General features: G+C 74.0%; 25 protein-coding genes. 11 read left to right on the forward strand and 14 right to left on the reverse strand.

Going from position 1 to position 24,836, the window contains the following annotated elements; genetic code table 11:
• Positions 1–41: 41 nt before the first annotated feature.
• Positions 42–1,442, reverse strand: a complete 1,401-nt coding sequence (locus IEY75_RS06885; protein WP_189113341.1) for a M20/M25/M40 family metallo-hydrolase — start codon at positions 1,440–1,442, stop codon at positions 42–44.
• Between the two features lie 287 nt (positions 1,443–1,729).
• Here IEY75_RS06885 and IEY75_RS06890 point away from each other — a divergent pair, with 287 nt between their 5' ends.
• Both IEY75_RS06890 and IEY75_RS06895 read left to right on the forward strand, forming a co-directional pair.
• The gene (locus IEY75_RS06890) at positions 1,730–1,939 is read left to right on the forward strand and encodes a hypothetical protein (RefSeq protein ID WP_189113342.1); all 210 of its coding nucleotides are present in this window, start codon (positions 1,730–1,732) and stop codon (positions 1,937–1,939) included.
• 52 nt (positions 1,940–1,991) lie between these two features.
• The gene (locus IEY75_RS06895) at positions 1,992–2,777 is read left to right on the forward strand and encodes a carbon-nitrogen hydrolase family protein (protein WP_189113343.1); all 786 of its coding nucleotides are present in this window, start codon (positions 1,992–1,994) and stop codon (positions 2,775–2,777) included.
• Here the strand turns inward: IEY75_RS06895 and IEY75_RS06900 are convergent.
• Both IEY75_RS06900 and IEY75_RS06905 read right to left on the reverse strand, forming a co-directional pair.
• The gene (locus IEY75_RS06900) at positions 2,707–3,339 is read right to left on the reverse strand and encodes a DUF4760 domain-containing protein (protein ID WP_229789404.1); all 633 of its coding nucleotides are present in this window, start codon (positions 3,337–3,339) and stop codon (positions 2,707–2,709) included. The genes IEY75_RS06895 and IEY75_RS06900 overlap by 71 nt on opposite strands.
• A 199-nt stretch (positions 3,340–3,538) precedes the next feature.
• Positions 3,539–3,994 carry a lectin gene (locus tag IEY75_RS06905; RefSeq protein WP_189113345.1) on the reverse strand — a complete coding sequence of 152 codons (456 nt, stop codon included), beginning with the start codon at positions 3,992–3,994 and terminating at the stop codon, positions 3,539–3,541.
• Positions 3,995–4,433: 439 nt separating this feature from the next.
• Here IEY75_RS06905 and IEY75_RS06910 point away from each other — a divergent pair, with 439 nt between their 5' ends.
• On the forward strand, positions 4,434–5,303 hold the full coding sequence (locus IEY75_RS06910) for an alpha/beta fold hydrolase (protein WP_189113346.1): 870 nt from the start codon (positions 4,434–4,436) through the stop codon (positions 5,301–5,303).
• Between the two features lie 97 nt (positions 5,304–5,400).
• Here IEY75_RS06910 and IEY75_RS06915 read toward each other — a convergent pair whose 3' ends face one another.
• The 4 genes from IEY75_RS06915 to IEY75_RS21460 all read right to left on the reverse strand — a co-directional run bounded on the left by IEY75_RS06915 (position 5,401) and on the right by IEY75_RS21460 (position 7,648).
• On the reverse strand, positions 5,401–5,712 hold the full coding sequence (locus IEY75_RS06915) for a 2'-5' RNA ligase family protein (protein WP_308425680.1): 312 nt from the start codon (positions 5,710–5,712) through the stop codon (positions 5,401–5,403).
• A gap of 33 nt (positions 5,713–5,745) precedes the next feature.
• Entirely contained in the window at positions 5,746–6,378 is a 633-nt protein-coding gene (locus IEY75_RS06920) for a maleylpyruvate isomerase N-terminal domain-containing protein (protein WP_229789405.1), read from the reverse strand.
• A gap of 94 nt (positions 6,379–6,472) precedes the next feature.
• A complete protein-coding gene (locus IEY75_RS06925) occupies positions 6,473–7,123 on the reverse strand; it encodes a hypothetical protein (protein WP_189113348.1) in 651 nt (216 codons plus the stop codon).
• 345 nt (positions 7,124–7,468) lie between these two features.
• On the reverse strand, positions 7,469–7,648 hold the full coding sequence (locus tag IEY75_RS21460) for an RCC1-like domain-containing protein (RefSeq protein WP_189113415.1): 180 nt from the start codon (positions 7,646–7,648) through the stop codon (positions 7,469–7,471).
• Between the two features lie 219 nt (positions 7,649–7,867).
• Here IEY75_RS21460 and IEY75_RS06935 point away from each other — a divergent pair, with 219 nt between their 5' ends.
• The 8 genes from IEY75_RS06935 to IEY75_RS06965 all read left to right on the forward strand — a co-directional run bounded on the left by IEY75_RS06935 (position 7,868) and on the right by IEY75_RS06965 (position 16,683).
• Complete coding sequence (locus IEY75_RS06935) at positions 7,868–8,368, forward strand: hypothetical protein (protein ID WP_189113349.1); 501 nt, start codon at positions 7,868–7,870, stop codon at positions 8,366–8,368.
• A 3-nt stretch (positions 8,369–8,371) separates the two neighbouring features.
• Complete coding sequence (locus IEY75_RS06940; protein ID WP_189113350.1) at positions 8,372–11,206, forward strand: M48 family metalloprotease; 2,835 nt, start codon at positions 8,372–8,374, stop codon at positions 11,204–11,206.
• Between the two features lie 174 nt (positions 11,207–11,380).
• A complete protein-coding gene (locus IEY75_RS21250; protein ID WP_268244332.1) occupies positions 11,381–11,515 on the forward strand; it encodes a hypothetical protein in 135 nt (44 codons plus the stop codon).
• Between the two features lie 123 nt (positions 11,516–11,638).
• Positions 11,639–12,355: a hypothetical protein gene (locus tag IEY75_RS06945; RefSeq protein ID WP_189113351.1), complete on the forward strand. Its 717-nt coding sequence runs from the start codon at positions 11,639–11,641 to the stop codon at positions 12,353–12,355.
• A 30-nt stretch (positions 12,356–12,385) separates the two neighbouring features.
• The gene (locus tag IEY75_RS06950) at positions 12,386–13,114 is read left to right on the forward strand and encodes a hypothetical protein (RefSeq protein ID WP_189113352.1); all 729 of its coding nucleotides are present in this window, start codon (positions 12,386–12,388) and stop codon (positions 13,112–13,114) included.
• Positions 13,107–14,369 (forward strand): MFS transporter, encoded by a 1,263-nt coding sequence (locus IEY75_RS06955; RefSeq protein WP_189113353.1) that lies wholly within the window; start codon positions 13,107–13,109, stop codon positions 14,367–14,369. The genes IEY75_RS06950 and IEY75_RS06955 overlap by 8 nt, the downstream gene beginning before the upstream one ends.
• The gene (locus IEY75_RS06960; protein WP_189113354.1) at positions 14,366–15,511 is read left to right on the forward strand and encodes an insulinase family protein; all 1,146 of its coding nucleotides are present in this window, start codon (positions 14,366–14,368) and stop codon (positions 15,509–15,511) included. The genes IEY75_RS06955 and IEY75_RS06960 overlap by 4 nt, the downstream gene beginning before the upstream one ends.
• Positions 15,508–16,683, forward strand: coding sequence for a peptidase M16 family protein (locus IEY75_RS06965; RefSeq protein ID WP_189113355.1), 1,176 nt, complete (start codon positions 15,508–15,510; stop codon positions 16,681–16,683). Before IEY75_RS06960 ends, IEY75_RS06965 begins: the two co-directional genes overlap by 4 nt.
• Here IEY75_RS06965 and IEY75_RS06970 read toward each other — a convergent pair.
• From IEY75_RS06970 to IEY75_RS07000, 7 genes are all read right to left on the reverse strand, one after another.
• A complete protein-coding gene (locus IEY75_RS06970) occupies positions 16,662–17,759 on the reverse strand; it encodes a GNAT family N-acetyltransferase (RefSeq protein ID WP_189113356.1) in 1,098 nt (365 codons plus the stop codon). The two genes, IEY75_RS06965 and IEY75_RS06970, sit on opposite strands and share 22 nt — an antisense overlap.
• Before the next feature lie 218 nt (positions 17,760–17,977).
• Complete coding sequence (rarD, locus tag IEY75_RS06975; protein ID WP_229789406.1) at positions 17,978–19,084, reverse strand: EamA family transporter RarD; 1,107 nt, start codon at positions 19,082–19,084, stop codon at positions 17,978–17,980.
• On the reverse strand, positions 19,042–19,812 hold the full coding sequence (locus IEY75_RS06980) for a formyl transferase (protein WP_189113357.1): 771 nt from the start codon (positions 19,810–19,812) through the stop codon (positions 19,042–19,044). Before IEY75_RS06980 ends, rarD begins: the two co-directional genes overlap by 43 nt.
• A gap of 31 nt (positions 19,813–19,843) precedes the next feature.
• Positions 19,844–21,076 (reverse strand): ATP-grasp domain-containing protein, encoded by a 1,233-nt coding sequence (locus IEY75_RS06985; RefSeq protein WP_189113358.1) that lies wholly within the window; start codon positions 21,074–21,076, stop codon positions 19,844–19,846.
• Positions 21,069–22,544: an argininosuccinate lyase gene (gene argH / locus IEY75_RS06990; RefSeq protein ID WP_189113359.1), complete on the reverse strand. Its 1,476-nt coding sequence runs from the start codon at positions 22,542–22,544 to the stop codon at positions 21,069–21,071. The genes IEY75_RS06985 and argH overlap by 8 nt, the downstream gene beginning before the upstream one ends.
• Positions 22,541–23,575, reverse strand: coding sequence for a pyridoxal-phosphate dependent enzyme (locus IEY75_RS06995; protein ID WP_189113360.1), 1,035 nt, complete (start codon positions 23,573–23,575; stop codon positions 22,541–22,543). Before IEY75_RS06995 ends, argH begins: the two co-directional genes overlap by 4 nt.
• Positions 23,572–24,564, reverse strand: a complete 993-nt coding sequence (locus IEY75_RS07000) for a GHMP family kinase ATP-binding protein (protein WP_189113361.1) — start codon at positions 24,562–24,564, stop codon at positions 23,572–23,574. The genes IEY75_RS06995 and IEY75_RS07000 overlap by 4 nt, the downstream gene beginning before the upstream one ends.
• Positions 24,565–24,836: the final 272 nt, after the last annotated feature.

Below are 24,836 nucleotides of genomic sequence, written 5' to 3' on the forward strand. Positions count from 1 at the left end.
GCGGACGCCGATCGTCTGGGCGGCGCGACGCCGCCGGGCCACTAGCTGTCTGAACGGAGCGGGGCGCAGCGGGCGAGCCGGTCCCAGAAGCCGGCCAGCGTCGCCGCGCCGTCGGTCAGCGCCTGGACGGACGCCCGTTCGTCGCCGTCGTGCCACCGGTCCTCGGGTAGGCCGGTGCCGAAGAACAGCACCGGTGCGTCCAGGACGCGGGACAGCAGCTCGGCCGGGCCGCCGCCGGCGTTGCCCATGCGGCCGGCCGGGCGGCCGGAGCACTCGGCCATCGCCGCGGCGAGCGCCTCCACCGCGGGGTGCGGCTCGGGGGTCCGGTACGGCTCCTGCGCGGTGCCCTCGGCCACGGTGAGCCGGTACCCCACCCGGTCGCCGACGGTGCCGGCCGCCCAGCGGCGTAGCTGGCCGGCCACGGTGGCGGCCTTCTGGTCCGGCACGGTACGGATGCTGATCCTGGCCGCGGCGACGGCCGGGATCGTGGAGCGGGAGGCGCCCGCGGGGTCCCCGGCGGCCAGGCTCAGCACCTCCACCGCGGGCCTGGCCCACAGCCGCTCCAGGACGGTGTACCCCTGCTCTCCGCCGATGCTGCGGGTCTCCGACCGCGCCAGCCAGTCCTCGTCGCTGTACGGCAGGGCGGCCAGCTCCGCCCGGCGGCGCGGCGACGGGGCGGCCACGTCGTCGTAGAAGCCGGGTACGGCGACCCGTCCCCGGTCGTCGTGCAGCCCGGCGACCAGGCCGGCGAGGGCGGCGGCGGCGTTGGGGGCCGGGCCGGAGACCGCGCCGCTGTGGACGTCGCGCAGCGGGCCGTACACCTCCAGCTCGGCGTTCATGGTCCCGCGCATACTCGTGCAGACCGCGGGGTGGTCGGCCCGCCACATCAGCGTGTCGGAGAAGACCACGAGGTCCGCGCCGACCTCCCCGCGGTACCGGCGCAGCAGGTCGGCCAGGTGCGCCGAACCGGTCTCCTCCTCGCCCTCCACCAGGAGCTTCAGATTGACCGCCGGCGCGTCCCGGCCCGTGGCGGCCAGGTGCGCCCGGATGCCCCAGAGGTGGCTGACGACCTGGCCCTTGGCGTCCGAGGCGCCGCGGCCGTACACCCGGCCGTCGCGGACCGCCGGGTCGAACGGCGCCGTCTCCGCCCACAGCTCGTCCTGGGCCGCGCGCACGTCGTGGTGGCTGTAGACGAGCACCGTGGGCGCGCCGGGCGCGGCGCACCACCGCCCGTACACCGCGGGCGCGCCGCCGGCGTCCCACACCTCGACGACCGGGAAACCGGTCTCCCGCAGGGCTCCCGCCAGCCAGTGCGCCGAGCGGGTCAGCTCCGGCGCGCACCCGTCGACGCCGGCCACCGAACGCAGCCGGACCCAACCGAGGAGCTGCTCGACGAGCCTGCCGCGGTGCGACTCCAGATAGTCGTGAACGTCAACGGGCACCCGCACCTCCGCTGTCTCCGACCGACCACCGGGTGAGCGCGTCGACACCGCGGCGCGACGCCCGGGATAGCCCACTTCGTCCTGTCGTACGGCGACTCCGTCCTGCCGTCCGGTAGCGGAGCGCGCGCCCGGTGGTGCCGGGCGGCAGGTCAGCTTCGAGTACCCGCCCCGGGCGGGGGTCAACCTGGCGCGCGCGACCGATCGGGTTTGCCCGCCGCATCGGGCGGCCCACCCCGGATCCGCGGCACCCTCGTTTCCGCCGGCCGAGCGAGGGTAGGACTGTCGCCATGGGTGACGCGCACGAGACCGCGAACGGACCGATCGACGCACTGCTCGACAGCATCTTCGCCGGTCAGGAGCGGCTGAGCCGCGCCGACATCTACCAGCACGCCGTCGCCGCGGACCTGCCGGCGGACGCCCTGGTGCGGCTCGACCAGCTCCCCGAAGGCGAGTACACGGTGGACGAGGCGGGCGAGGCGCTCACGGCGCGGCGGTGAGGCGGCCGGCCGCCGGTGGACTCCGCGCGTTCCGGGCGGGGATGCTGGGGGCATGAGCGACCCGATGAGGATCACCGTCTGCCAGCTCGACGCCCGCGGCGGGCGGCGCGACGCGGCGCTGGCGGCGCTGGCCGACCACGTTGCCCAGGCCCGCTCCGACCTGGTGGTGCTGCCGGAGATGCCGTTCTCCGACTGGCTGGCCGCCGGCCCGGTGCCGGACCGGGCGCGGTGGGAGCGCAGCGTCGCCGCGCACAGGGCCGGCGTCGCGCGGCTCGGGGAGCTGGGCGCCCCCGCGGTCGTCGCGTCGCGGCCGATCGTCGAGGCGACCGGCGCGCGACGCAACCAGGCGTTCGTGTGGACGGAGCCGACCGGGGCCGTCCGCGTCCGGGACAAGTACTACCTGCCCGACGAGGAGGGCTTCTGGGAGGCGTCCTGGTACGAGCGGGGCGAGCCGACGTTCGACACCTGCCGGGTCGGCGACGCCCGCGCGGGCGTGCTGCTGTGTACGGACCTGTGGTTCCTCGAATGGTCGCGGCACTACGCCCGCAGCGGCGCCGAGCTGCTGTGCGTACCCCGCGCGACGCCGGTCGCGTCGCAGGCCAAGTGGGTGGCCGGCGGGCAGGCCGCCGCCGTCTGCGCGGGCGCCTTCTGCGCCTCGTCGAACCAGTGGGTTCCGTCCGGGTCGGGCCTGGACCGCGGGGGACCCGGCTGGGTGGTCGACCCGGACGGCGCGGTGCTCGCCACCACCAGCGCCGACGAGCCGTTCGTCACCGTCGAGGTCGACCTGGCGGCGGCGCGTGCGGCGAAGGCGACCTATCCGCGGTACGTGCGCGAGTGAGGCGCCCCGCTTCGGCCAGGTGAGCGCTGCGCCAGCGGTCGGACTCGGTCCAGACCCACCCCGGGTCGACCCGCTGGGTGCGCAGGTCGACGGGCGGGCGGGCGATGCAGAGCGCGGCCAGGTGCTCGAAGTAGACCTGATAGTAGGGGTCGCCGCGCAGCGCGCGTTCGTGCCGGACGTAGGGCGCGAGGCGGTACCACGACTTGGTGACGGTGCGGCTCATGAAGCTGCGGACCACCGCGCTGTCGATGACTCCCTGATGAGCCATCAGCCCGACGTTGTTGAGGAATCCGGCGACGATGGTGAAGTGCTGCCACGCCTCGTCGGGAAGGTCGCGGGTACCGGTCGCCTCCGGCGGTTCGCCGGTCCAGAGGTCGTCGAGGGCGTGGACGTGCCGGCGGAACTCCACCGAGCGGAACTCCTGGAACATGTCCACCACGATCGGCAGCGAGTTGTGGTGGCGCAGCATCCGCAACTGCTTGAGCGCCACCACCGCCGACACCACGAGCGCCAGGAATGAGACCATCATGGACAACAACGCGATCAGGTTGTCGGGTTTCACTCGCACCTATCCGGGAGCACGCGGCTGATATTCGTGGCGCCTGCCATAATGGCATTGCCGCGCCACCATGACGATTCTCAGCCACCCCCGACTGCCCCGATCGACTAGTTTCCCCGGAGCCGGCGCCGCCGGGACTGGCGACGCCGGCTGCCCGGCCGTCAACTCGACCGGTACGGGTCCCGTCGTTCTCCGCACGAGGTCAACGGCGCGGCGTTGTCCCGGCGTCGCGCCGATCGACGGTGTTCGTCGCCCATACGGCAACCCCGCGGGAGGTGTAGGCAACCACGTTGCCGTCCGACTGCAGAACCAGGACGGAAGCGCCCGGGACATCTTCCCGCCAGACCACCCGCACACCGTGCGTCACCTGAAGGTTGTCATCCACCGCCGCGAACGAGGCCGTCACCTCGCCGGGGTTCGGCCGCGCGGTGCCGGTCGCCCAGCGCGCCACCTCGCGCGCGCCGTCGCGCCGATACAGAACGAAGTTGCCGTCGCCCTGCATCACCAACCGGTGCCGCCCACCCGCGGACCTCAACTCCTGATCCTTCTTGAGCTCCTCGCCCCGATGAAGCCTGTCCTGGGCGGTGGCGGCCGTGCCCGCCGAGGCCGAACCGGCGATCGCCGTCCCCCCGAGCGCGGCCACCACCCCCAGAACCACTGACAAGACTCTGCGCATGCCTTCGTCTCCCCTCGTACCGGCCGGCACGCCACGCGCCGGCCAAACATCCACAGTGGCAGAGCAGCACGGCGGCGGTCGACCACCCGTCCGGCTCGGATACGCACCCGAAGGTCGGCCGGCGGCGTCGGGTCCGACGACGGCGGCGGGCACAGGTCGACGCGACGGCTTCCGCCGCGGGCTTCCTGGACGGTTGCGTCGGCGCTGACCGATCCTCTTGCCGGCAGGTCGAACTCGGGCGGCCGCGGCGCGGGCGATGCTGCCGGCGGCGCGCGGGTTCGCGCGAACGGCGGCCGCCGCAATTCACTTTCGGTCGGATGCCGATCACACGGGCGGACACCTCGTTACCGCCATGCCAGTCTTCTGCAGGATTGGGCAGAACTCGATCGCCGTCGGCGGTCTGTCACGGGAGGATGTTGGCGTGGAACGCTTCGTCGAGGTGGACGGTGTACGACTGTGGGTCGCGGAGTCCGGCCGGGCCGACGGCTCGCCGCTGCTTCTGGTGATGGGGGCCAACGCATCCGCGGTCGTCTGGCCGGAGGAGTTTGTCGCCAGACTCGGCGAGCAGCATCGCGTGGTGCGTTACGACCACCGCGATACCGGCCGGTCGACGTGGGCCTTCGACCGCCGGCCGTACGCCGTCGCCGACCTGGCTCGCGATGCCGTCGCGGTTCTCGACGGGCTCGGTGTCGGCCGCGCTCATGTGGTGGGTATGTCCATGGGCGGCACGCTCGTGCAGTTGCTGCTGATCGACTGTCCGGACCGGCTGCTCTCCGCCACCGTGTTCGCGACCGCGGTGCTTGAGGGAGCCGGCCCCCACGGCGCTCCGCCGCCGTTCGTCGACATCGACCCGCGACTGCTCGCGCTGTGGGAGCACCTCGGCGATCCACGGGATCGCGAGGAGGAGATCGCCTTCCGGGTCCGGCACTGGCAGCTCCTCAACGGCGAGGAGGTGCCGTTCGACGCCGATGAGTTCCGCCGACTGGAGGAACGCGTCATCGCACACGCCGGCCGCTGCGACAACCCGGCGGCCCACGCGCGCGCCGGCCAAGGTGGCCTGGCCCGGGGAGCCGCACTGTCGGCGTCGACCACACCCACGCTGGTGGTCGAGGCGCCCGCCGACCCGATCAACCCGCCACCTGCCGCCGCACGTATCACCGCCGCGATCCCGGGCGCGCAACAGGTGACCATTGCGGGGATGGGGCACGCAATCGGATCCCCGGTCCTCGCGCCGCTGGCCGAAGCGATCCTGACGCACACCGCACAGGTCGACGGACGCAACAACGACTAATTCCACAAGCCTCAGAACGTGGAACCCGGACACATCACACCCTCTGGCATCGCCGGGTGCCCCTCACCCGGTCAACCCGAGAAACCATCGCCGGTCCTCATCCCGGAGGTGGGAGTACAGGTAGACGTTTCGGTGCCGATTGCCGGGGCACGACGTCGGGCCAGCGCTCGCGGACCCGCCCGATCAGGTGCGCGAGCTGCGGCGACACGCCGGGCGCGTAGCTGAGGTCTCCGCGGACCTCTGGCGTCCCCAGCGTCAACTCGAAAGCCGGCATGCCGGTGGCCAGCCGCTCGACGGCTTCGACAGTTGCGTCGTCCAGCGGGACGAACGGGTACAGCAGCGAGAGGTGCGCCGGGATCATCCGGACCAGGGTCGGGAAACTGTTCGCGTAGGCGGTCGAGCAGTGGATCCGTCTCCGGTACCGGAATGACCAGGCCGGTCTTCACAGCACCGCGATGCTGGCCGGCGCGCGCTCGGCGCGGGCCAGCGCCCGCAGCACCGCGGTCGGCCCGTGCTCGTGCACGGCGAGCCGGGTCAGCACAGCGAACACCGGCGCGAGTGCCTCCGGCGGCAGGTCCGGCGCCTCCTGCCCGACGCTCACCGCCAGGTCGTCGAGGTGTACCGCCGTCTCCACGAGCCGGGTGATCAGGAAGTCGTCCAGGGTCAGCGCCCACGGGCCGGGAGCGAACGGCACCACCCGGTCGGTCGGCTCGACCGGCAGCCGCTCGCGCAGCTCGGCCAAGTGCCCGCGGCACTGCTTGACCAGCGCCGCCCCGCCGTCGCCCGCCGCGGCTTCGCTGCCGGTACGGATCTCGGTGTTGCGGGGGTTGTCGATGTCCCCGCCCCGCCAGGACGCCCGGACGAAGTGCTCCAGCAGCGGGATCGGCGCCTCGTCCGGCGGTAGCGCGGCCAGCAGCGGCGGCACCCGGCCGATCGCACTCCCAAGGTGCACCGCGACGCCGCCGACGGTCATCTTCGGCAGCCGACTCGGCGCGCCCCACGCGGCTCCGATCGCCGGATGGTCGAGGAAGTCGGTGAGTACGGTCGCCGCGGCGAGGTACGCGTCTCTGATCACGCTTCCAGGCTAGGCGTCCGGGACCGGCGCGCGACAGGCTGCCGCAGTGGCCTGAGGACCGAGTCCACCGATTCGCGTGAGGCCCGTGAGCGGGTCAAGCTGGTGGAGCAGCTCGTGAGCGAGCTGGCCGCTGCCGGACGAGGCGGTATTCCACGCCGTCGGCGTTCCGCAGTGTCAGATTGTCGCCCAGGCAGGTGTACGTATCGTTCGCCACCATGACATCTGCGTTGTCTTCCTTGAGTGGCTCATTCTCGGCCTGACTTGCGGACAGGGCCGTCTTCTCCTTTACGTCGTAGACAATCTGTTGCTTGATATCGGTCGAGTACTGGAAGGTCGCCTTCCTCAGCGAACGACGCCAGACACCGCGCCCGTCCGCAAACCTCCCGATGATTTCCTCCACCTCCTCGGTCGCTCCGCTCCCATCCGTTCTGAACCAGTACTGCAATCCTCCTTTGACCGTGGAAACCGCGAAGGAGCGCCCGTCGGGCAGCGTGTACCTCGTCCCGCGTCTGGGCGGCATCGGCTTCGACGCCCAGGTACCGATAAGGCACGAGTCATACCCGGGCCTCTCCGGGAAGGGCGTCGTAGGTTGGTCCCTGTTTCCGGACAGCGCGATTATCGCGACAGCGAGACCGCCGATTCCGGCAAGCGATCCGACGATCGTCCAGCGGAGCGTGTGGTCACCTTCCCGACGACGCCTACGCTCTTCGAGGTCAGGCGCCCTGGTGGCACTATCGACGGTCATGCAGCGAGCATAACCGGGCTATACCAGGAGCAAAGACACGCCTGGCCCACGAATTCTCAGACGTATCGCGCCTCGTAGCGAAGATTATTCGCAGTGACGAGCAGGAAGGCCGATCGCGTGCGGTGTTCGCCCCACGATTGCTCGGATTTCGAAGCACCCACTCACGCCGACTCATATGCGCCCGAACTGACACGCACAGACGTCCCCACACGAGGACGAAAGGGCAGACGACCGCACTCACGAGGTTGATCGGCGAATGACTGGATGGAATTTGGCGCGCTGTAGGGGCAGTCATACTTCTACGCTTTTCGGGCGCCCGATCTGCGGCGATGGCGGTCCAGGTGGTCAGGGCACCGACCTGGGCGGGGGTCTGCGCGGTGGTGGTGTTGCCGCGGCCCTGCTGCCGTTGGCGCTGCTGCCCCAGCACCACAGCGTGTCGGCGCTGCGCAGCGCGCAGGCGTGCTGGCGGCCGAACGCGGTGCTCGCTGGCGTCGACCGGCGATCCGTACCCGCTCGGGCGCTGATGGCGACCTGGCCGAAGACGTCCGGGCATGGCGGCGGCGGGTTCCGGTCGCGCCGGCCGGCAGCAGTCGCGGGTGTTCGCTGCGCCGCCCCCGCGCGGTATGTCTCTTTCGGACCTCCGTCGTACGTCTACCCGGAAAACAGCGTTCGGCGGGCCGCCAATCGATGCGCATCGTGTGGAATGGATGACGATGCGTGGGTGCGGGGTGAAGGGCGGAGCGTGTGAGCGGTACGGACTTTGAGGCCGCGCGGGTAGCGCTGGTTGTCGCAGGCGCCCGGCGGGCCGTGCAGGTCCTGGCGCCGGATGAGGCCGAGGTGTTCGACGAGGTGGTCGACCGCTGGCGGTCCCCTGCCCGGCGCCGGGTGGTGGCGCCGGGCCGCGCGGTGGGTTTCGGAATCGATGCGCTGCTTGTCGGCGAGATCGCCCTGCAGGCGCTGAGCGCCGGGTTCGCCGAGGTGCTCGCGGTCGGGACGGTCGCAGGTGGGCGGCGCTGGTGGCGACGGCGGCGCACCGGCGCGGCCCCACCCCCACCCGAGGACGGCGCCGACGGCAGCACACCGCCGGAGGACCCGGACCGGCAGCTCTCGACGCTCTCACCGGCCGTGCTGGCCCGGTTGCGTGAGGCCACTGCTCGGCACGCCGTGACGCTGGGCCTGCCGCCCGACCGCGCCGCGCTCCTGGCCGACGCCGCCGTCGGTGCCCTGCACTGTGGGCCTGAATAGTCGATGAGCGGGCCGCCGGACTCACCCGTCCCGGCCACGGCGCTGCGGCCGGCGTCGCTGATCTGGCTGTACGGGTTGATCGTGGCCTTGGTCGCCAGTGTCGGCGCCGCGGCCGGCAGCATCTTCTTCGACTCGCACTGGCCGCTGGCCCTGTCGTACGGGCGGGCGGTCACCGCCTGCGAACGGGCGTTGGGCATCGCCGTCGGCGGCGGCTCTGCCGGCCCGGTGGACCTGGGCTTTCTGCGTTGCGTGGCCGATACCCAGCGGGGCCGTGCCTGGGTGATGACCGCGGGAGCCGCCGCTGTCCTGCTCGGTTTCGCCGCGGTGGTCGCCGTCGTGCCGCGCTGGGACCGGTGGCGCGTGCGCCGGTACGCGGGCCGCCTGCTCGCGCCCGCGGCGTACGACCGGTTCGCCGCGCTGTGCGCTGCCCGTGGGCTCACCGGCCGGCGCGGTCCGGTGTTGGTGGTCGCGCCGCCGCCGGTTCGGCAGCCGTTCACCACCGGGACTGTGCGGGGGCGTCCGGTGGTGGTCCTGCCCCTGGCGGTGGCGCTGGACCGGTCGCGGCGGTTCGACGCGGTCGTCCACCACGAACTGGCGCACGTGGCGGCACGCGACGTCGCCTGGGTCGCGGTCGCGCGGGGCCTGGCCTGGGTGCTGGTGCCGGCCCTCCTTGCCGCCAACGCCCCCACGCTGTGGACGCCGGGCGCGGACCTGCTGATCCTCGGGGAGTCGACCGGCCGCGCGGCCGTTCTGGCGCTGCTGGCCGCCTGCCTGGCGGCGGCGCTGCTGCGGATGCGCGAGCGTCACGCCGACCGGGTCGCCGCCGCGTGGGCCGGTGCGGCGCCGCTGGTCGCCGCGTTGGGCGCCGACCGCACGTCCCCTGTGGGCCGATGGGGCCGGCTGACCTCGGTACTGGCCCGGCATCCGCGCCCGGCGCAGCGGGTCGCGTCGCTGCGGCGCGCCGAGGCCACCAGCGATGGGACGGCCGGTCAGGCGGGGGCCGTGGGGCTTGTGGCTGGTCTGTCCATGGTGCTGGGCCACCAGCTCGCCCAGCAGTTCGACGCCACGGGTGAGATGTGGGTGGCCCCGGGGGTCGTGGGTGGCGTCCTGCTCGGCCTGGGGCTGACTCCCGGCTTCGCCCGTCACGCCCGGTCCGCGCGCCGCGGCGGCGCCGCCGCGCGCTGGTGGCGTCCGGTGTTGGCCGCCGCGGCGGGGGCGGCGGGCGGCCGGCTGCTGGCCCCGACCGCGGTCGTGGGACTGCCTGTCCCGCCCTCGTCGGACTACGGCCTGGTCGCGACGGTGGTCGGGGCCGTTGCCGTGGCCGCCGCCGCGGCCACGTGCGTGGTTGTCGCCCGACTCGTCGCTGCCCGCGGCACCCGGTCGGGCCCGCGGTGGCGGGCGGCGATGTACGCGGCTGCCGCCGCGGTCGCCGTCGCGCTGCTGTGGCCGGTCCCGCCGGTCGTCGTTTCCCTCAACGGGGGGAGCTCGCTGCGCGGCTGGTGGGTGTACGCACTGCCCGCCGCCCCGTGGCCGTACCTGGCGGCGGCGCTGCCGGTGGCGGCCGTGCTGGCGGTACGGGTCCGCGCCTTCCGCTGGCAGGCTGCGGTGTGGACGCCTGCCGCGGTTACGGCTGTCGGCGCCGCTGCCGCCCTGCTGTACCTGTGGACCCATCCGCCACGAACCCTCGACGGGACGCTACGCAGCCTGCAGGTGGTGCAGTCGGTGGCGCTGACGGTCGGAGGCGTCATCGTGGCGGCCGGGCTGCGTCGACGCTCGGCCGCCACGAGCCCGTCGGCCGTCCTGGGGGGCGCCCTGGCGGTGCTCGGTACGGGCCTGGCTGCGCTGGCGTACTGGGCGGCGGCTGGCTTCGCCGTCGGCCCCGTCACGGTACGCACCTTCGTCGGCGCTCCCCTTGTCTGGTTCGGGTATCTCGCCGCCGCCGTCACCGCCCTGGCCGTGCTGGCCGAGGACGCCACACCGCGCCGGACTGCCCAACCGGGCGCCGGGCCGGCGCCGGTCGGCGCGGTCCGCGCATGGCTTCGGGCACCAGCGGCCCCCATCGGGGCGGCGGCCCTGGCATGCGCCGCGGTGACCGTCCTCGGCGTGCCGGGCGGATACACCGCACCCGTCACCGCGCCCACAGTCCGGTCCGGCCCGCCCACCCGGCCCGACCCGACCGCCCTCGCCTCGCCCACCCCCGCCACGGCCGGCCGGCCGCTCGGGCCGGCGGAGGTCGCCCAGGTAGCCGCGCTGACCGCCGATGTGCTCCCCAGGTACTGGCAGCCACACGCCACCCGGACCCGGCCGGGACCGCCCTCGCGGGCCACCCCGGCCCTGCCGGAACCGCCCTCGCGGGCCGGACGCTGCGCGGCCTTCGCCGAGGACCGCGCACTACACGCATGGGACCCGAGCCAACGGGCGACGGCCACGGCCAGCTACGAGACCCGGCCGGCAACGATGAACGTTTCCAGGTCACTGCTGTTCGTCACCGTCAGCACCTACGCCCACCCCGTGGCCCCGTCGCTGTTCACTGCCGCCGAGGCAGACCGCGCCGCCTGCCCCAGCTACGAACTCTCGGGAATCCGCTTCACCCCACGCCCCGCGGCCGCACCGACACTCGGCGACCAGGCGTGGCGCGCCGATGTGGCAACACTCATCAACGGTCCCCGCCCGATCTCCGGGACCATGACCCACCTGATGGTCCGCCGCGGTCACCATCTCGTCAAGATCACATTCACGGCCATCATGGAGCCGGTCGACGAGACGCTCCTCCACCAAGCCACCGCACGCGTAGTGGCCGCGCTGCCCGCCGCTCGCCCCATCAGGAGCCAGAGGTAGCCACCCGACCGCCCGACAACCGGAAAACGCGGTGTGAGGTTCCCCCGGTAGCTCGGAGGGCTGACCGTCCCCAAGTCGGCGGCCGGATCGGGAGGAGCGCGTGTCACCGAATTGTCATGGGTCGGGTCGCATGCTCGTCTCCGTCAGTACGTTCCGCTCCACTAAGGAGAAGTCATGACCGAGACCGCCGCCGCCGAACTGCACCGGGTCGACGCCATCGTCGAGAGCCTGCTTGCCGTCGACGCGACCGAGTACGGCACCCAGGCCCTGTCGATGACGCAGGCCACGTTCTCCGACACCCAGGGCTGACGGAGGCGCTCCGCCAGCGGCGGAGCGGCAGTTCCCCGGGGTGGCGGCGCGGCGCCGCCCGCGCCGCCACCCCGGGACATCGAGGGGAGACAGCCAGTGCGGTCACAGTCGGCCGGTACCGCGGTGATAGCGCGGTTCGCCCAGGTCCGCGCTGACCTGGCGGTCCGCTACGGCGCGCAGTCGCAGGCGGTGACGTTCCTGCTGTACGAGGAGCTGGTGTCGATGCGGCGGCTCCTCGCCGACGACAGCCGCTGCGCCGTAGTGGCCCGGCGGGTCGGCGAGCTCGGCCCCGCCATCCAGAGCCGGTTCGACACGGCGGGCGTGCTCGGCGCCGAGCGCGTCCTCCACCGGACGGTCGCGACCGGCCCGACGGTCATCGAGTTCGACCGGGACCACTTCGAACGCGCGTACCGCGCCCGGCTGGGTGCGAGCGGTCGGCGGGCCGTCGCGGTCACCGACCGGGCGGCGGCCCTGCGGGTGCTCCGGCTCGGCGCGTCGTACCTGTACGTGGTCGACGAGGAGGGTGTCCTGCTGGTCTGGCCCGAGCCGCGGGACGTGGCGGACCTGACGTTCGGCTGGGCGCCCGGCGGGCCCCGGCCGGCGGACCGGGTCGTGCACCCGATGCTCGTGCCGGAGCGCCTGCGCGCCACCGCCGCCGGTGAACTGGTGGTGGTCGGATCCCCGCGCTGCGTCTTCGTCGTCGCGAACCTGAAGTCGGGCCACTTCCGGCCGGGATCCGAGTGCGCGGCGCAGGTGCGCTCCGCGGCGATGCGCGCCCTGCGCATCGACGACCCGGCCGGCATCGACGTTTTCACGCTGCCGCAGGCCACAGCGGCCTGACCGGACACCTGTCCCGGAGGCGACACGACAATGGAAGCCACCCTGCCCCCGTACCCCGAGCTCGACCGTGACGACGTGCACATCGGCATCGAGCACGAGTGCAAGTGGGAACTCACCGCCGCCGAGGCGGACGACCCCGCCGGCCTGGTCGAGGCCACCCTGTTCCCCGATCTGCTGACCCCGTACGGCCGGCCGCGGGACTACCTGCAGTCGGCGCTCTACCTCGACGACGGGAACGGCAGCCTCGCTGCCGCCGGCCACTCGTTGAGTGTCGTCGTCAATGGCGGCGGTCCGTCAACGGCCTGCGTGGTCGCGTTCAAGCAGACCGTCTGCTACCGCGGCTGGCGGGACGGCCTGGAGATCCGCCAGCGCCTGGCGCACCGGCCGGGCGTCCCGCTGCGCCACGACCGGTCGCTGCCCGTGGCCTACGCCCGCCGGCTCGGCCTCCTCACCGGGGTCCCGCGGCCGGCCGGCGTCGCCGTCCAGCGGCGGTACAAGCGGTTCGGGCGCACCGTCGACGGCACCGAGGTCTTCTGCAGTCTCGACGCGGTGGAGTTCGGCGGCCCCGAGGTCGCGCGGGAGCGGCGCAGCCGGTACACCTGCCTGGAGATCGAGGTCAACTCGCCGCTGCCGGCCGCGCTGGCCGCGCTCGACGGCCTCGCCCGCGCGATTGACGAGCGGCTGGGCCGCCCACGCGACCGCACCAGCAAGTCCCAGCGCGGCTGGGCCGCCGAGCGGGCGCGGCGAGCGCATGGCTAGCCCCGCCACGCCCGCGCTGGGCGCCACCTTCCAGATCATCTGGTTCGGGCGCTCGCTGTCCCTGCTCGGCGGCGCCTTCCAGGTCATCGCGCTGCCGCTGTGGATCCGGCACGTCTCCGGGTCGACCGTCGCCGGGCTGGCCGCGTTCGCGGTGTTCGCGCTGCCGCGGCTCGTCTGCTCCCCGTTCGCCGGCGTGCTCGCCGACCGGTTCGACCGCCGGCGCCTCGTCCTCGCGGCCGATCTCGGCGCGTTCGCGGTGACCGCCTCGATGGCGCTGACCGCCGACGCCGAACGGCTGCCGCTGGTTTACGGTCAGCTCCTGCTGGTCCAGGTGCTGGCGGCCCTCAGCCTCCCGGCGTTCATGGCGATGCTGCCGGACCTGGTACCCGCCGGCCGGCTGTTGGCGGCCAACTCCCTGCTGAACGCCTCGGTCGCCGTCGCGATGACCGTCGGCCCGCTGGTCGGCACGGCGCTCCTGGCGGGGTACGGCATCCGCGCGGTCATCTGGCTGAACGCGATCTCCTACCTCGTGGCGGCCGCCTGCCTGCCGCGGGTCCCGGGCGCCGCCGGCCGGGCGGGCGGGGCACCGGCGAGCCGGGCGCGGGCTCGCCTGCGCGAGGGGGTCACCGCGCTGCGCGCCGACCCCGTCCTGCGCCGGACGCTCGCTGCCGAGGCCCCCTGGTACCTCTGCTTCGGCGCGGCCGCCGAGCTGGTCATCCTCCACTTCGGCGCCCATGCCCCGGCCCGCGCCCCCGGCCTGTTCGGGCTCGGTGCCGGCCTGGGGTGCATGGCGGTGACCGCGACGATGGCGCGACTCCGCAAGCACCTGCCGGCGAGCCGGCTGCTCCTGGTCTCCGTGCTCGCCACCGGCCCGGTAGCGCTGGCCGCCGCTCTGCTGGCCGCACACGGCCGCCAGCCGCTGTTCGCCGTCGCGGCCGGCGTCCTGCTCGGTGTGCAGGCCTATCTGGTGTCACTCGGCCCGAGCCTGCACTGCCAGGTCCGACCCGACCCCGTGCTCCGGGGCCGGGTCGGGGCCTTCCGCCGCACCTGGGTCGCCGGGTGGCAGTTCGCCGGCATAGCGGCGGCGGCGCTGCTCAGCACGTGGGTGCCGACTCTGGTGCTGGTGGCGGTCGGCGGCGCGCTGGCCTCGGCCGCTGCCGGACCGTGGGCGTGGCGGGCCTGCCGCGAGGACCCCGCGCCGGCCCGGCCCCACCCCGTCCCGCACCCGGTCGCGGCGGTCGGCGGCCCGCGGTGACGGCGGCCGCGCGGCCGGGCGCCGCCCGGATCGTCGACCTGCCGGCCGGCCACCGCGACGACCCGCCCGGCCGGGCCGGCCTGGCCGGCCTGGCCGCCCGGGTGCTGACCAGCCCGGCCAACGGGGGCGCGGCGGCGCGGGCCGCCGCGCTGGGCTGGCACACCCGGCACCGGCTGTCCGCGCGGTGCTCGTCGTTCGCGTTCTGGTCCTCGGACCCGGCCGACCTCGACGACATCCTCGGCGATCTGCGGTCGGCCCGGCTGCCCGACGGGGACGCCGGCCTGGCCGTGCTCGACGCACTGCGGGCCCGCCAGGCGGCCGCGTCCGGCGGCCGCCTCGACACCCCGCTGGCCCGGGTGGGGCGGGTCCTGGAACGTGCGGCCTGGGGCACGCCCGAGGAGGACGTCCTCGGGTCGGCCGCGACGCTGGCGGCGGTGACCGCCGCGGACCTGCGGCACGCGCTCGACGACCTCACCGCCCGCGCGTGGGTCCACGACGAAGCCGCCGTCCCGGGACCTCCCGCCGCGGCGTCCCCCGCCGCGGCAGCCGCGGAGCCGGTGGCCGGCCGCGGATGGTCCGGCGGGCTGGCCGTCGCCGACCACCCGGGCAGCGACGCCCGCGTCGCGGTCCGGCTGGCCGTGGCGGACCCCGCGCCGGACCTGCTCGACGTCCTGGTCGAAGTCCTGGGCAACGGGCCGGACGGGCGGCTGCACCGGGAACTGCGCCACCGCCACGCCCTGGCCTACGGCTTCACCGCGACCTGCTGGGCGGAGGACCGCACCGCCTCGATCGGCGCCACGGCCACCGTCGCCGCGGAGAACGCGGCGGCGGCCGTCCGGGTGCTGGCGACCACGCTGCGCGGGCTGGCCGGCGGCGTACCGAGATCCGAGTGGGACGTGGCCCGCTGGCGGAGCCGAGCCGGGCTGCTGGCCGCGCTGGACGGACCGTTCGGGCTGGTGGACGAGGCCCGACGGCGGGCGCACGGCGAGCGACTCGTCGCCGAGCGCTGCGCGGCGGTGAGCCTCCTGACCGACCCGCCCCCGCTGTGCCTCGCCCCGGACCCGCCGGCGGTCGCCGCCGTCGGGGTGTTCGACCCGCGCCACCGCCGGCAGCTCGCCGACGCCTACCAGGAGATCCGATGACCGGGCCGCGGTCCGCGGGGATCCGGGCGTTCAACGCCGGCGGCCTCGCCGTCCGGTACGAGGTCCTGCCGTGGGCCCGCTCCTTCGCTGCCTGCCTGGTGGTCGACTGCGGCTCGCGCGACGATCCCGCGGGTCTGTCGGGGACCGCGCACCTGGCCGAGCACCTGCACGGGCTCGCGGCACCGGCCGGACCGGGCGCCGGAATTCCCCTGCTCGCCGTCACCGACGTCGACCGCACCTGCTTCGAGGCCGCCGGCGACCCCGTCCGGGTCGCGCCGCTGCTGCGCCGGCTGCTGGCCATCGCCGCCGGCCGCCGGCCCCCCGCCGACCGGCGGGTGTTCGAGGGCGAGCGGCAGGCCGTCCTCCTGGAGACCCGGCGGATGGACCACCAGCCCCTGCTCCGGCTGGGTCCGCTGCTGGCCGCCGCGGCCGCCGCCGAGCCGGGGCTGGACGCCGTGGGCCGCACCACGACGGAGTCGGTACGCCGGATCACGCCGGCCGACGTGGACGCCCTCGCCGTGACGCGGTACGTGCCCGCCGCGGCCCGCCTGTTCCTGGCCGGACCGCCGTCCCCGGTACCGGAGGTGGTGGCGACCCTCGGCACCGTCGCCCCGCTCCCGGCCGACCCGCCGACGGCGGGCAGCCGCCCCGCCGCCGGCCCGCCCCTGAGCGCCGTCGCCGGGCTGGACGGCATCCTCGCGGTGACGCTGGTGCGCCCGCGCGGGGTCGACTCGGCTGTCCTCGACGCGCTCCTCGCCGACGAGGGCCCTATCGTCGACGCCGCCGGCGAGCCCCGCCGGCGGCCCGGGGGGCGCACCACGATCGCGGGCCGCGCGCAGCAGGTCGACGTGGTCTGCTGGGCGCCGGGTGCCGCCACGGCCGGGCTCGGCGACCGGCTGGCCGAGACGGCGACCGGCGACTGGCAGGCACTCGCCGGCGATGTCGCCCGCCGGGACGGGCGGCGCCGCCGGAACCAGCACCATCTACGCCACGCGACCCCACTGCGGCGGGTGAGCGAGGCGGCCCGGCGAGCCGTCCTCGGACCGCCGGACGACACCCGGGAACTGGCGTGGTGGCGGATCGCCGACGGCGTCCCTGTCCGCCTCGCCCGGTACCCCCTCGGCCCCCACCTGGCCGGCGGCGCCGGTGGTCAGCCGGCCGCCGACTGGTAGGACGGCAGCAGCGCGTAACTGAACGCGTCCGCCCAGGCCCCGCCCGGCCGGGGCAGGAAGGCGGCGAGCCGCCCCTGCGGCTGGAAGCCCGCCCCGCTCAGCACCCGCTGCCAGGCGATGTCGTCCGCGGCCGCCACGGCGGCCAGCCGGGCCGCGCCGGCGCTGAACGCCCACGCGGCCAGCAGGGCGACGGCCCGCGCGCCGTCGCCCTGCCGCCGTTCCTGCGGCACCGCCGCCGCGCACAGAACCGCGTGGCCGGCCGCGGGCTCCCACCTGTCCAGCGCGAGCAGGCCCACCGGAGCGCCGGTGGGGGCGTCGAGGACGAGCAGGTCGGCCCGCTCGCCGGCCAGCCAGCGGGCCGGCGAGCGGGCGCACCAGGTGACGAGGTCGTGCCCGGGCGGCGCCCCCCACCCGCCGTCCGGTCCGACCAGCGCCCGCACCGCGGCCGCGTCGCCAGGTCCGACGCCGCGCAGGGTCACGACGCCGTCCGAGAGCGCCCCGGCCGGCAGCGGCGGCAGCAGCGGCGGCACCCGGGCGCCGTCGTCGGCGGCCAGGCGGCTCCAGACGATGACGTCGTGGCTGTGGCCGCTGTCGCCCGGCAGTGCCGCGCGCAGCTCCGCCTCGCGCCGGAAGCCGGCCGCCAGGGCCACCCGCTGGCTGTTGACGTTCTCCCACATCGTCCGCAGCTCGATGCGCCGGAGCCCGCGGGCGAACCCCAGGTCGGCCAGGGCCCGCGTCATCGCGGTCGCGACCCCCCGCCGCCGCGCCGTCGGCCGGACCAGGTACCCGATCTCGCCGCTGGCCCACCGCGCGGTCACGCGCAGGTAGCCGCTTCCCAGGAACTCGTCGGTTTGGGGATCGGCCGCCGCGTAGTCGTACCGGCCCTCCGCCCAGCGGGAGCGGGAGTGCACCCGGATCCAGGTCCGAACCGCCTCGGCGTCGCGGTCGCCCGACGCGCCCGGCGTGTAGCGAATGGTCTCCGGGTCCCGCCCGATGGCCAGCACCCCGGCCGTGTCCTCGTCCCGGTAGGCGCGCAGCCGGACCCCCGGGGCGTCGAACTCGCTCGGATACTCCACAGCTCCTCCACCTCATCGTCCGCGAGCCGCGGCCGGCCCCGGCGCTGAGCCTCCCGTACGGTCGATGACAGCTCCGTGACACCAAGGCCGGGGCCCGCGGCAGCGGGTCTGTCGGGCGCCCGGTTCCGGCACACATCCGGTGGTTACTCAGCGTGGGGCTGCGGGGGGGCCACTGTCCGAACTGCACCGTCGTCCGGCCGACACTGCGGCACCGGCCGTCACTCGCCGCGACAGTCGAAGGTGTGCCGGGGCCTTCTCTCGACAGATCCCTGTGGGGCCAGAGCCGGCGCGGGCTTCTCCTCCAGCGGGTGCCAGCGGCTGGTGTCGGCCCGCGAGAGCTGCTCGGGTGCGGGTGGGTCGGCCAGCCGGGAGCGGGGCACCTGTCTCCGGGCGTACGACACGAGGGAGACCGCCGCGCCAGCCCACACGAAGCAGTACGCGCCGATCTCGGTGGGGCTGACCGGCTCGCGCAACCAGTAGTAGCCGATCACGAACTGGACCGTCGGGAGAAGGTACTGGAGCATACCCATCACCACGAGCGGGGTGCGGACCGTCGCGAAGCCGAAGAGCGCGAGGGGCAGCGCGGTGACAAGGCCCGTGCTGGCGAGCAGCAGTGCCCCCGCCGGGGAGTCGGCGAAGTGGCTCTGCCCGGTCGCTGCCAGAAAAGTCAGGTACGCGGCCGCCGGGGCGGCGAGCATCAAGGTCTCCACGGCCAGCGCCCGCCAGCTCGGCACCGCGGCCCACTTGCGGAGCAGCCCGTAGCAGGCGAATGTGGCGGCCAGCCCGACCGCCACCCACGGTGGTCGTCCGGCGCCGGCCGCCAACCAGACCACCCCGACCATGACCAGGCCCACGCCGACCCACTGCGCGCCGGTCATTTTCTCCCGGAGCGCCAGCAGGCCCAGTAGCGCGCTGCACAGCGGGTTGATGTAGTAGCCCAGGGCCGCCTCGACGACGTGTCCACTGTTGATCGCCCAGATGTAGAGACCCCAGTTCGCCCCGACCAGGCAGCCCGCCGCGGCCAGCAACGCCGCCTGACGCGGGCGGCGGTGGAGGGTACGGATCCACCGCAGATCGCGCTGGACAGCCAGCACGACGGCCACGATGACCAGCGACCAGACGACCCGGTGCGCGAGGATCTCCAGCGCGGGCGCCGGTTCGAGCAGCGGCCAGTAGAGGATCAGCAGGCCCCAGACGCCGTACGCCCCGGTCGCGGCCAGCACGCCGGCGCCCGTACGCCGCCCGGGCTCTGGACCGGTCGTCGCGGCACCCGGCCCGCCGGTCACCCGGCGCGCCGGGTGCGCGCCGACCGCCGGCGTACCCACATCCGCACGTCGTGGGTGGGGCCGCGGTCTCTCGTGCGGAACGTCCGACCGCGCGCCGGCTGCGACTCGCCCGGCAGTTCCGCTCCGCCGGCCAGCCGGTCCAGGAGCCCGACGAGGCGGTGGACGGCCAGCTTCTCGGCACGGCAGTAGAGCTGCTCCGCGGTCTCGTCACCGTGGCGGGGCGGCCGGACCACCTGGATCAGCGGTCCGGTGTCGATGCGGGCATCCACGTAGTGGATGCTCACGCCGACCTTCTCCGGCTCGCCGTGGTACATCGCGAAGAACACGCAGTGGTTGCCCCGGTAGTCGGGCAGGAAGCCCCCGTGCAGATTGATCACACGGGAACCCGCGGCAGCCAGGACGGCGTCGCCGAGGATGGAGCAGCCGATCACCACGGCCACGTCGGCCCGCGCGGCGGCGAGACCGGCGGCGACCTCGGGCGCGTTGATCGAGTCGACGAGGACGGTGCCCTCGCCACCCGACAGGTCGGGGACGTGGCGGAAGTACTCCCGCCGATACCGGTCCTTGCCGGTGACGCTGCGGCGGATGTCGTGGTACTTCGCGTAGGCGTAGTCACGGTACCTGCGGCGGCGCCGGAGCCGCCGGACCTTGGCCCGGCCCGGTTCGACGGCGCAGAACACCACCTCGAAGCGGCAGCGGAGCGCCGTCTCCAGGTACCGGTGGTGGTGGTCGTCGGCGCGCAGGAGCGCGACTCGCAGTGGCGCCATGATGCCCTCCAGAGGCGACGGGGACCGGCTGTCAACGAGTGGTCGAGACCGGGTGCGGCCCTACGATCGCCGCCCGACCGCGTTCGGCGGCGTCGGCGGCGTCCGCGGTGTCCTCGCCGAGTGCGATGACGTGGCCGATGCGGTCCCGGAAAGAGTCATGCCTCGCACATCGCTGTCCGCGGTCGGCGGCCAGCCAGACGTCGACTACGCCCGCGACGTCCCACGCGGCCCGCGGGTCCAGGTCGGCCGCGCGGCCGTCCCCGGGCACGGTGATGAAGCGGATCGCCGCGTGGTGCAGTGAACGGCGGTCGGGCAGTGGGAGCGGGTGGCCGGCGGCGGACAGGATGCTCGCGGCGATCATGTCGTGTCCGGTGGCCAGGCGCACGAGATGGGGGATCATGCCACCGGCCAGCCGTGGATTGATCTCGATCAGTCTCGGTCCGCCTCTCGGCAGCCGCAGCTCCACGTGCGCCGCCCCGCTGCGCAGACCGACCGCGGCGCAGGCCTCCCGCGCGACCGCGGCCAGAGCTGCCCGGTCGGCCGCAGGAACCGGAGCGGGGACGTCGTGGCCGGTCTCGACGAACGACGGCGGCGGACCGAGGTGCTTGGCGGTGACCCCGTAGACCGTGCCGTCGATCAACTCCACCGAGAACTCCGGGCCGTGGACCCGCTCCTCGACCAGGATCCGCGGGACGACGGGCAGGCCGCGCTCGTTGTGTGTGACCGCCAGCAGCCGCCGGGCCCACACCGCGACCTCGTCCGCTCCGCTGCAGGCGCGCACGCCCTCGGAGCCGGAACCGAGCGCCGGCTTCAGTACGACATCGCCGCCCAGCTCGGCGGCCGCCTCGACAGCGGACCCCACGTCGCGGCATTCAGCGAACGGTACCGACCAGGGCCGGCCACGAAGGGCGAAACGCTGGGCCGCCTTGTCCCTGCACCGAGCGATCGCCTCAGGATCAGGAGCGCGCAGTCCCAGATGGTGTGCGACCCGCGCGGCGGTCGCCACGAAGTAGTCGCTGGAGGACATGACCGCCGCTATCGGCGCCTGCCGGGTGAGACTCCGGCAGGTCCGGTGGAGCAGCGCCTCGTCGCTGGTGTCGACCCGGCGGTACGGCAGGCCGTCGACCACCACATAGGGGTAGCGGGTCTCGTCCGCGGTCAGCAGGATGGGGCTCAGCCCCAGGGCGCGCGCGGTGGTGGCGAAAAGGCGCCCGGTGCCGGTGGTGTTGCTCTCCACCAGCACGAGCCAGGGCCTGTCACGCATGGGTGTCAGCTCCGCGGGGTGCAGGATCGGTGAAGGCGGCCGCGGCGGCGGCCAGTTCGCGTGCGGCCCGCTCCAGGCGGTGGCGGTACCGCGTGTGCCAGTCCGTGTGGCCCCGCCACTCAGCGACGGGGCCGGCGGCCGCGCCGTCGAAGTCACCTGGTCCGCCGCCGTACCGCTGCTGCTGCACCACCTCCGCAAGGCCCGCCCCGGCCACGTCCACGCGGTCGAGCCAGCCGGACGGCCCGAACGGGCGCACGTCGTAGCTACCCGCCTCGATCGCACGGCGGACCGCGTCCCCGACCAGGGAGTGTGCCTGCCGGAACGGGACGCCGCCGCGGACCAACCGGTTCGCCAACCAGGTGGCCGTGGTGAAACCGTTCTCCGCCCGGTCGCGCATGCGCTCCGGGTCAGGGCGGGCCCCGAGGACCATCGACTGTGCCAGCAGCAGCGCGTCGAGCACCGCTTCGATGCCGGGCCAGGCGTCCGCGACCGCCTCCGTGCCCACCTCGATCGAGTTGGTGAACGGCGTCGCCTTCATGGTGCCGGCCGCTGCCGTCCAGGCGCCGATGGCCCGGCCGGCCTTGGCGCGAAGATGCTCCAGCGGGAACACGTTGCGCTTCTGCGGCATCGCGGAACTGCCGCCGACCAGCCGGTCCGGGAAGTGGAGAAAACCGTACTCGACCGTGCTCCACGACTGCAGGTCGGCGGCTAGCCGGCTGAGCGTCACCGCGAGTCCGGCCGCGGCGGCGAGGACCCGGAGCACCGCGTCCCGCGCGGCCACGGCGTCGAGTGCGTGCCGCGGGCCGGTGGCGAAACCGAGCAGTGCGGCTGTGCGGTTCGTGTCGATCGGAAGGTCGGTACCCGCGACAGCGCCCGCGCCGAGAGGGCAGGTGTCGAGCCCTTCCGCTGCGTGCCGCAGTGCGCGGATGTCCCGCGACACCGCCGTCGCGATGCCGATCAGGTAGTACCCGTACGTGATCGGCATCGCCGCCTGGAAGTGGGTGTGTACCGGCATCAGCACGTCCCGGTAGACGCGGGCCCGGGAGAGCAGCGCGGCCTGGAGCCGGCCGGCCTGCCCGACGAGGTCGAGCACCTGATCCCGCAACCGCATCGCGGTGATGGTGGCCTTCAGGTCGTTGCGGGAGCGTCCCGTGTGCAGCACACCGCCCACGTCAGGGCCGAGCCGCTCGGCCAGGTATGCCTCGTACATGAGGTAGAGGCCGCGCGGAAGAGGGCGGTCCACGAGCGGGGCGAAATCAACTGCCGTCAACTCAGCGATACAGCGCAGCAGCCCGGTGGCCGGTTCGTGGTCCACGATCCCGCTCTCGGCCAACATGATCAGGTGCGCGCGGTCGACGGTCGCGGTCGCCCGCAACTCGTCGGCGATCTCGGCCGGAGACAGGACACCGTAGATCACCCGGTGGATCCTGGCGTCGAGGTGGCTGGTGAGCCGCCCGCCCCCACTCACCGGGCGACCGCCCGCACATCGTCGAGCGTGCGCCGCTCCCAGGCGAAGCTGGTCCACTGCCCGGAAGCGTCGCCCGCGTCGCTGACCGGTCGGGGCTCGTCCGGCAGGGGTGGGCGGAGGTGCCCACCGTCCCGCAGCCAGCCGTCGTCGTAGACGGTGTCCTGGTAGCGAGACCCGTCATCCGGGAGCATGGCCACGGTCACCGCGTCGGGATTGGCCGCCGCCCACCAGCGCGCCACCTGGTAGGCGGCCCCGCTGGTCGGACCCTTGAACAGAGAGTGTCGTCGGTGCAGGAGGCGGGTTGCCTGATAGGCGAGCGAATCGGAGCACCAGTGCACGCTGTCGAAGGTGCGGTGATCCAGATTCTGCGGCATCAGGCTGTTGCCGAGGCCGCGGAGGCCACGGTGACCATCCGGGTGCCCGAAAAGGACGCTGTGGTGGGTGTCGACCCCGACGGCGACGCAGTCGGGCGTCAGCGAGCGCAGGAAAGCGACCGTCCCGCACATCGAGCCACCCGAGCCCACCGGGCCGACCACGCAGTCGACCTGGCCCAGCGCTTCGGCGAGGATCTCCGCGACGAGTGCGTACGAGCGGGGGTTGTCGGTGTTGGAGTACTGCTGCGGGCAGAAGTGATCGGGGCGTTCGGCCTGGACCTCGGCGAGCCGGTCCAGCCGGGCCTGCTGGTACCCGCCGACCGCAGCCTCGCCCCGGACCCGCTCGACGACCGCGCCGAGGTCGGTCAGCCGGCGGTGGAGCCGGTCGTCGATCGCCGGGTCGCTCACCAGCACGAGTCGGCGCCGGAGCTGGGCCGCCTGCATCGCGAGGGCCAGGCCGAACGTGCCGGAGGTGGTCTCCACGATCACGGTGTCGGCGCCGATCCGGCCGTCCGCCACGGCGCGACGCAGGATGTAGCGGGCGGGGATGAGCTTCATCAGGGAGAACGAGAGGGCGTACAGGTTGTGGGAGAGGCGGATCACCTTCGGGATCTCCTCCGCCGCGGTCACCTCGGGGAAGGGCACGACGATGGTCATCGGGCACGCACCGCCGGGCGTACCGCATCGGTCGTCGTCCGCAGCACCGTGGTGACCTGCAACCCGAGGCGTTCCAGCTCTACGGTCGAGGCGTGCACCGCGTTCTGCACGTCGGGTGACCGTGCGTCGAACATGAGCCCCGCCACCGTGCCGCTGTGTGCGACCTGCACGCCGCTGCCACCGTGCCGGAGGCACAGCTCGATCAGCACCTCCAACTGCGGTTTCGGCAGAAAGCGCTGGTTGAGCCGTGCGCTCGCCGTGGCCACCCGCCCGAGCAGCCGGCAGTCGCCGGTGGCGACGGCGCGGCGCAGCGCGGCGCGCAGCACACCGAAGGTGGCCACTTCGCGCTCGTCGTACTCAGCCGGGGGGTGCTCCAGCGTGTCCACCCCGTCGGCGCCCGTGTTGCACCCGAGCACGATCAGTGGCGGCAGCGCCGTCCCGAGTGTCTCGAGAAGACGGCCGGCCCGATGCGCGAAGAGCACCACCTGGTCGGCGAACATGATGGAGTCGCTGGCGCGTTCAGCCGCCACGGCGAGGCGCGCCACCGTGTGTGGCGGGAGTTCCGCGCCGTGATAGTCGGCGACCGCCCGGATCGTGGCGACGACGTCAGCGGTGGAGGAGCCCATCCCCACCCCGCGGGGCACGTTGCTGACGATCTCCACCACGCCGCCGGCCGGAGCTGTCGGCAACGCACGGAGTTCGTCCATTGTCAGTTCGGCGGCCCGTCGCACCTTGGTCAGCGAGGCGTCTGTGACCGAGAGGCCGGGACTGCTCTGCGGACGGAACGTGGCAACGGTGCCGGCACCGGGATGGGCAAGACTGACCAGTGCCCTCCGTAGTTCGCCGTCGACGGCGAACACCCCCTGCAGCAGTTCACCATGGTGGGCCGGTGCTCCGGCGATGCCGTGCTGGCTCGTCCCGGCGGACTCCTGCGGAGGGGCCAGGTACCAGGCGACCGGGGCGGGTGATGGCGTTGACACCATCGTCATGGAGGCGCTCCTTCGTGACTTCGCGCAGTGGCGGCGAGGGAACCGCCTCCGAGATCACAGGTGGGGAATTCGTAGGTCAAACAGTCGCGGCAATCTTCGGGCCGGACACCTGAACTGGACCTCGGTCCGGCGAGAGCAGGTCGGGTGCCCCGCGGACTTGGTGAAGCCGCTCGGTAGGGCGACGTGCTGACAAGAGGAGAATGCATGAAGGACCATGACAGATTCATGACAGGGCGACCAGGGCGCCCGATTCACGTAGTTTGTTAATGGCC

Source organism: Pilimelia terevasa (assembly GCF_014647915.1).
In the GTDB taxonomy this organism is placed as follows: Bacteria; Actinomycetota; Actinomycetes; order Mycobacteriales; family Micromonosporaceae; genus Pilimelia; species Pilimelia terevasa.

Excerpts from the sequence above, each read along its gene's own strand:
- IEY75_RS06955 (WP_189113353.1), top strand. The coding sequence starts at position 13,107 with ATGGCTAGCCCCGCCACGCCCGCGCTGGGCGCCACCTTCCAGATCATC.
- IEY75_RS06895 (WP_189113343.1), top strand. The coding sequence starts at position 1,992 with ATGAGCGACCCGATGAGGATCACCGTCTGCCAGCTCGACGCCCGCGGC.
- IEY75_RS06965 (WP_189113355.1), top strand. The coding sequence starts at position 15,508 with ATGACCGGGCCGCGGTCCGCGGGGATCCGGGCGTTCAACGCCGGCGGC.
- IEY75_RS06940 (WP_189113350.1), top strand. The coding sequence starts at position 8,372 with ATGAGCGGGCCGCCGGACTCACCCGTCCCGGCCACGGCGCTGCGGCCG.
- IEY75_RS06985 (WP_189113358.1), bottom strand. The coding sequence starts at position 21,076 with ATGCGTGACAGGCCCTGGCTCGTGCTGGTGGAGAGCAACACCACCGGC.
- IEY75_RS21250 (WP_268244332.1), top strand. The coding sequence starts at position 11,381 with ATGACCGAGACCGCCGCCGCCGAACTGCACCGGGTCGACGCCATCGTC.
- IEY75_RS07000 (WP_189113361.1), bottom strand. The coding sequence starts at position 24,564 with ATGACGATGGTGTCAACGCCATCACCCGCCCCGGTCGCCTGGTACCTG.
- IEY75_RS06980 (WP_189113357.1), bottom strand. The coding sequence starts at position 19,812 with ATGGCGCCACTGCGAGTCGCGCTCCTGCGCGCCGACGACCACCACCAC.
- IEY75_RS06890 (WP_189113342.1), top strand. The coding sequence starts at position 1,730 with ATGGGTGACGCGCACGAGACCGCGAACGGACCGATCGACGCACTGCTC.
- IEY75_RS06950 (WP_189113352.1), top strand. The coding sequence starts at position 12,386 with ATGGAAGCCACCCTGCCCCCGTACCCCGAGCTCGACCGTGACGACGTG.
- IEY75_RS06925 (WP_189113348.1), bottom strand. The coding sequence starts at position 7,123 with ATGACCGTCGATAGTGCCACCAGGGCGCCTGACCTCGAAGAGCGTAGG.
- IEY75_RS06995 (WP_189113360.1), bottom strand. The coding sequence starts at position 23,575 with ATGACCATCGTCGTGCCCTTCCCCGAGGTGACCGCGGCGGAGGAGATC.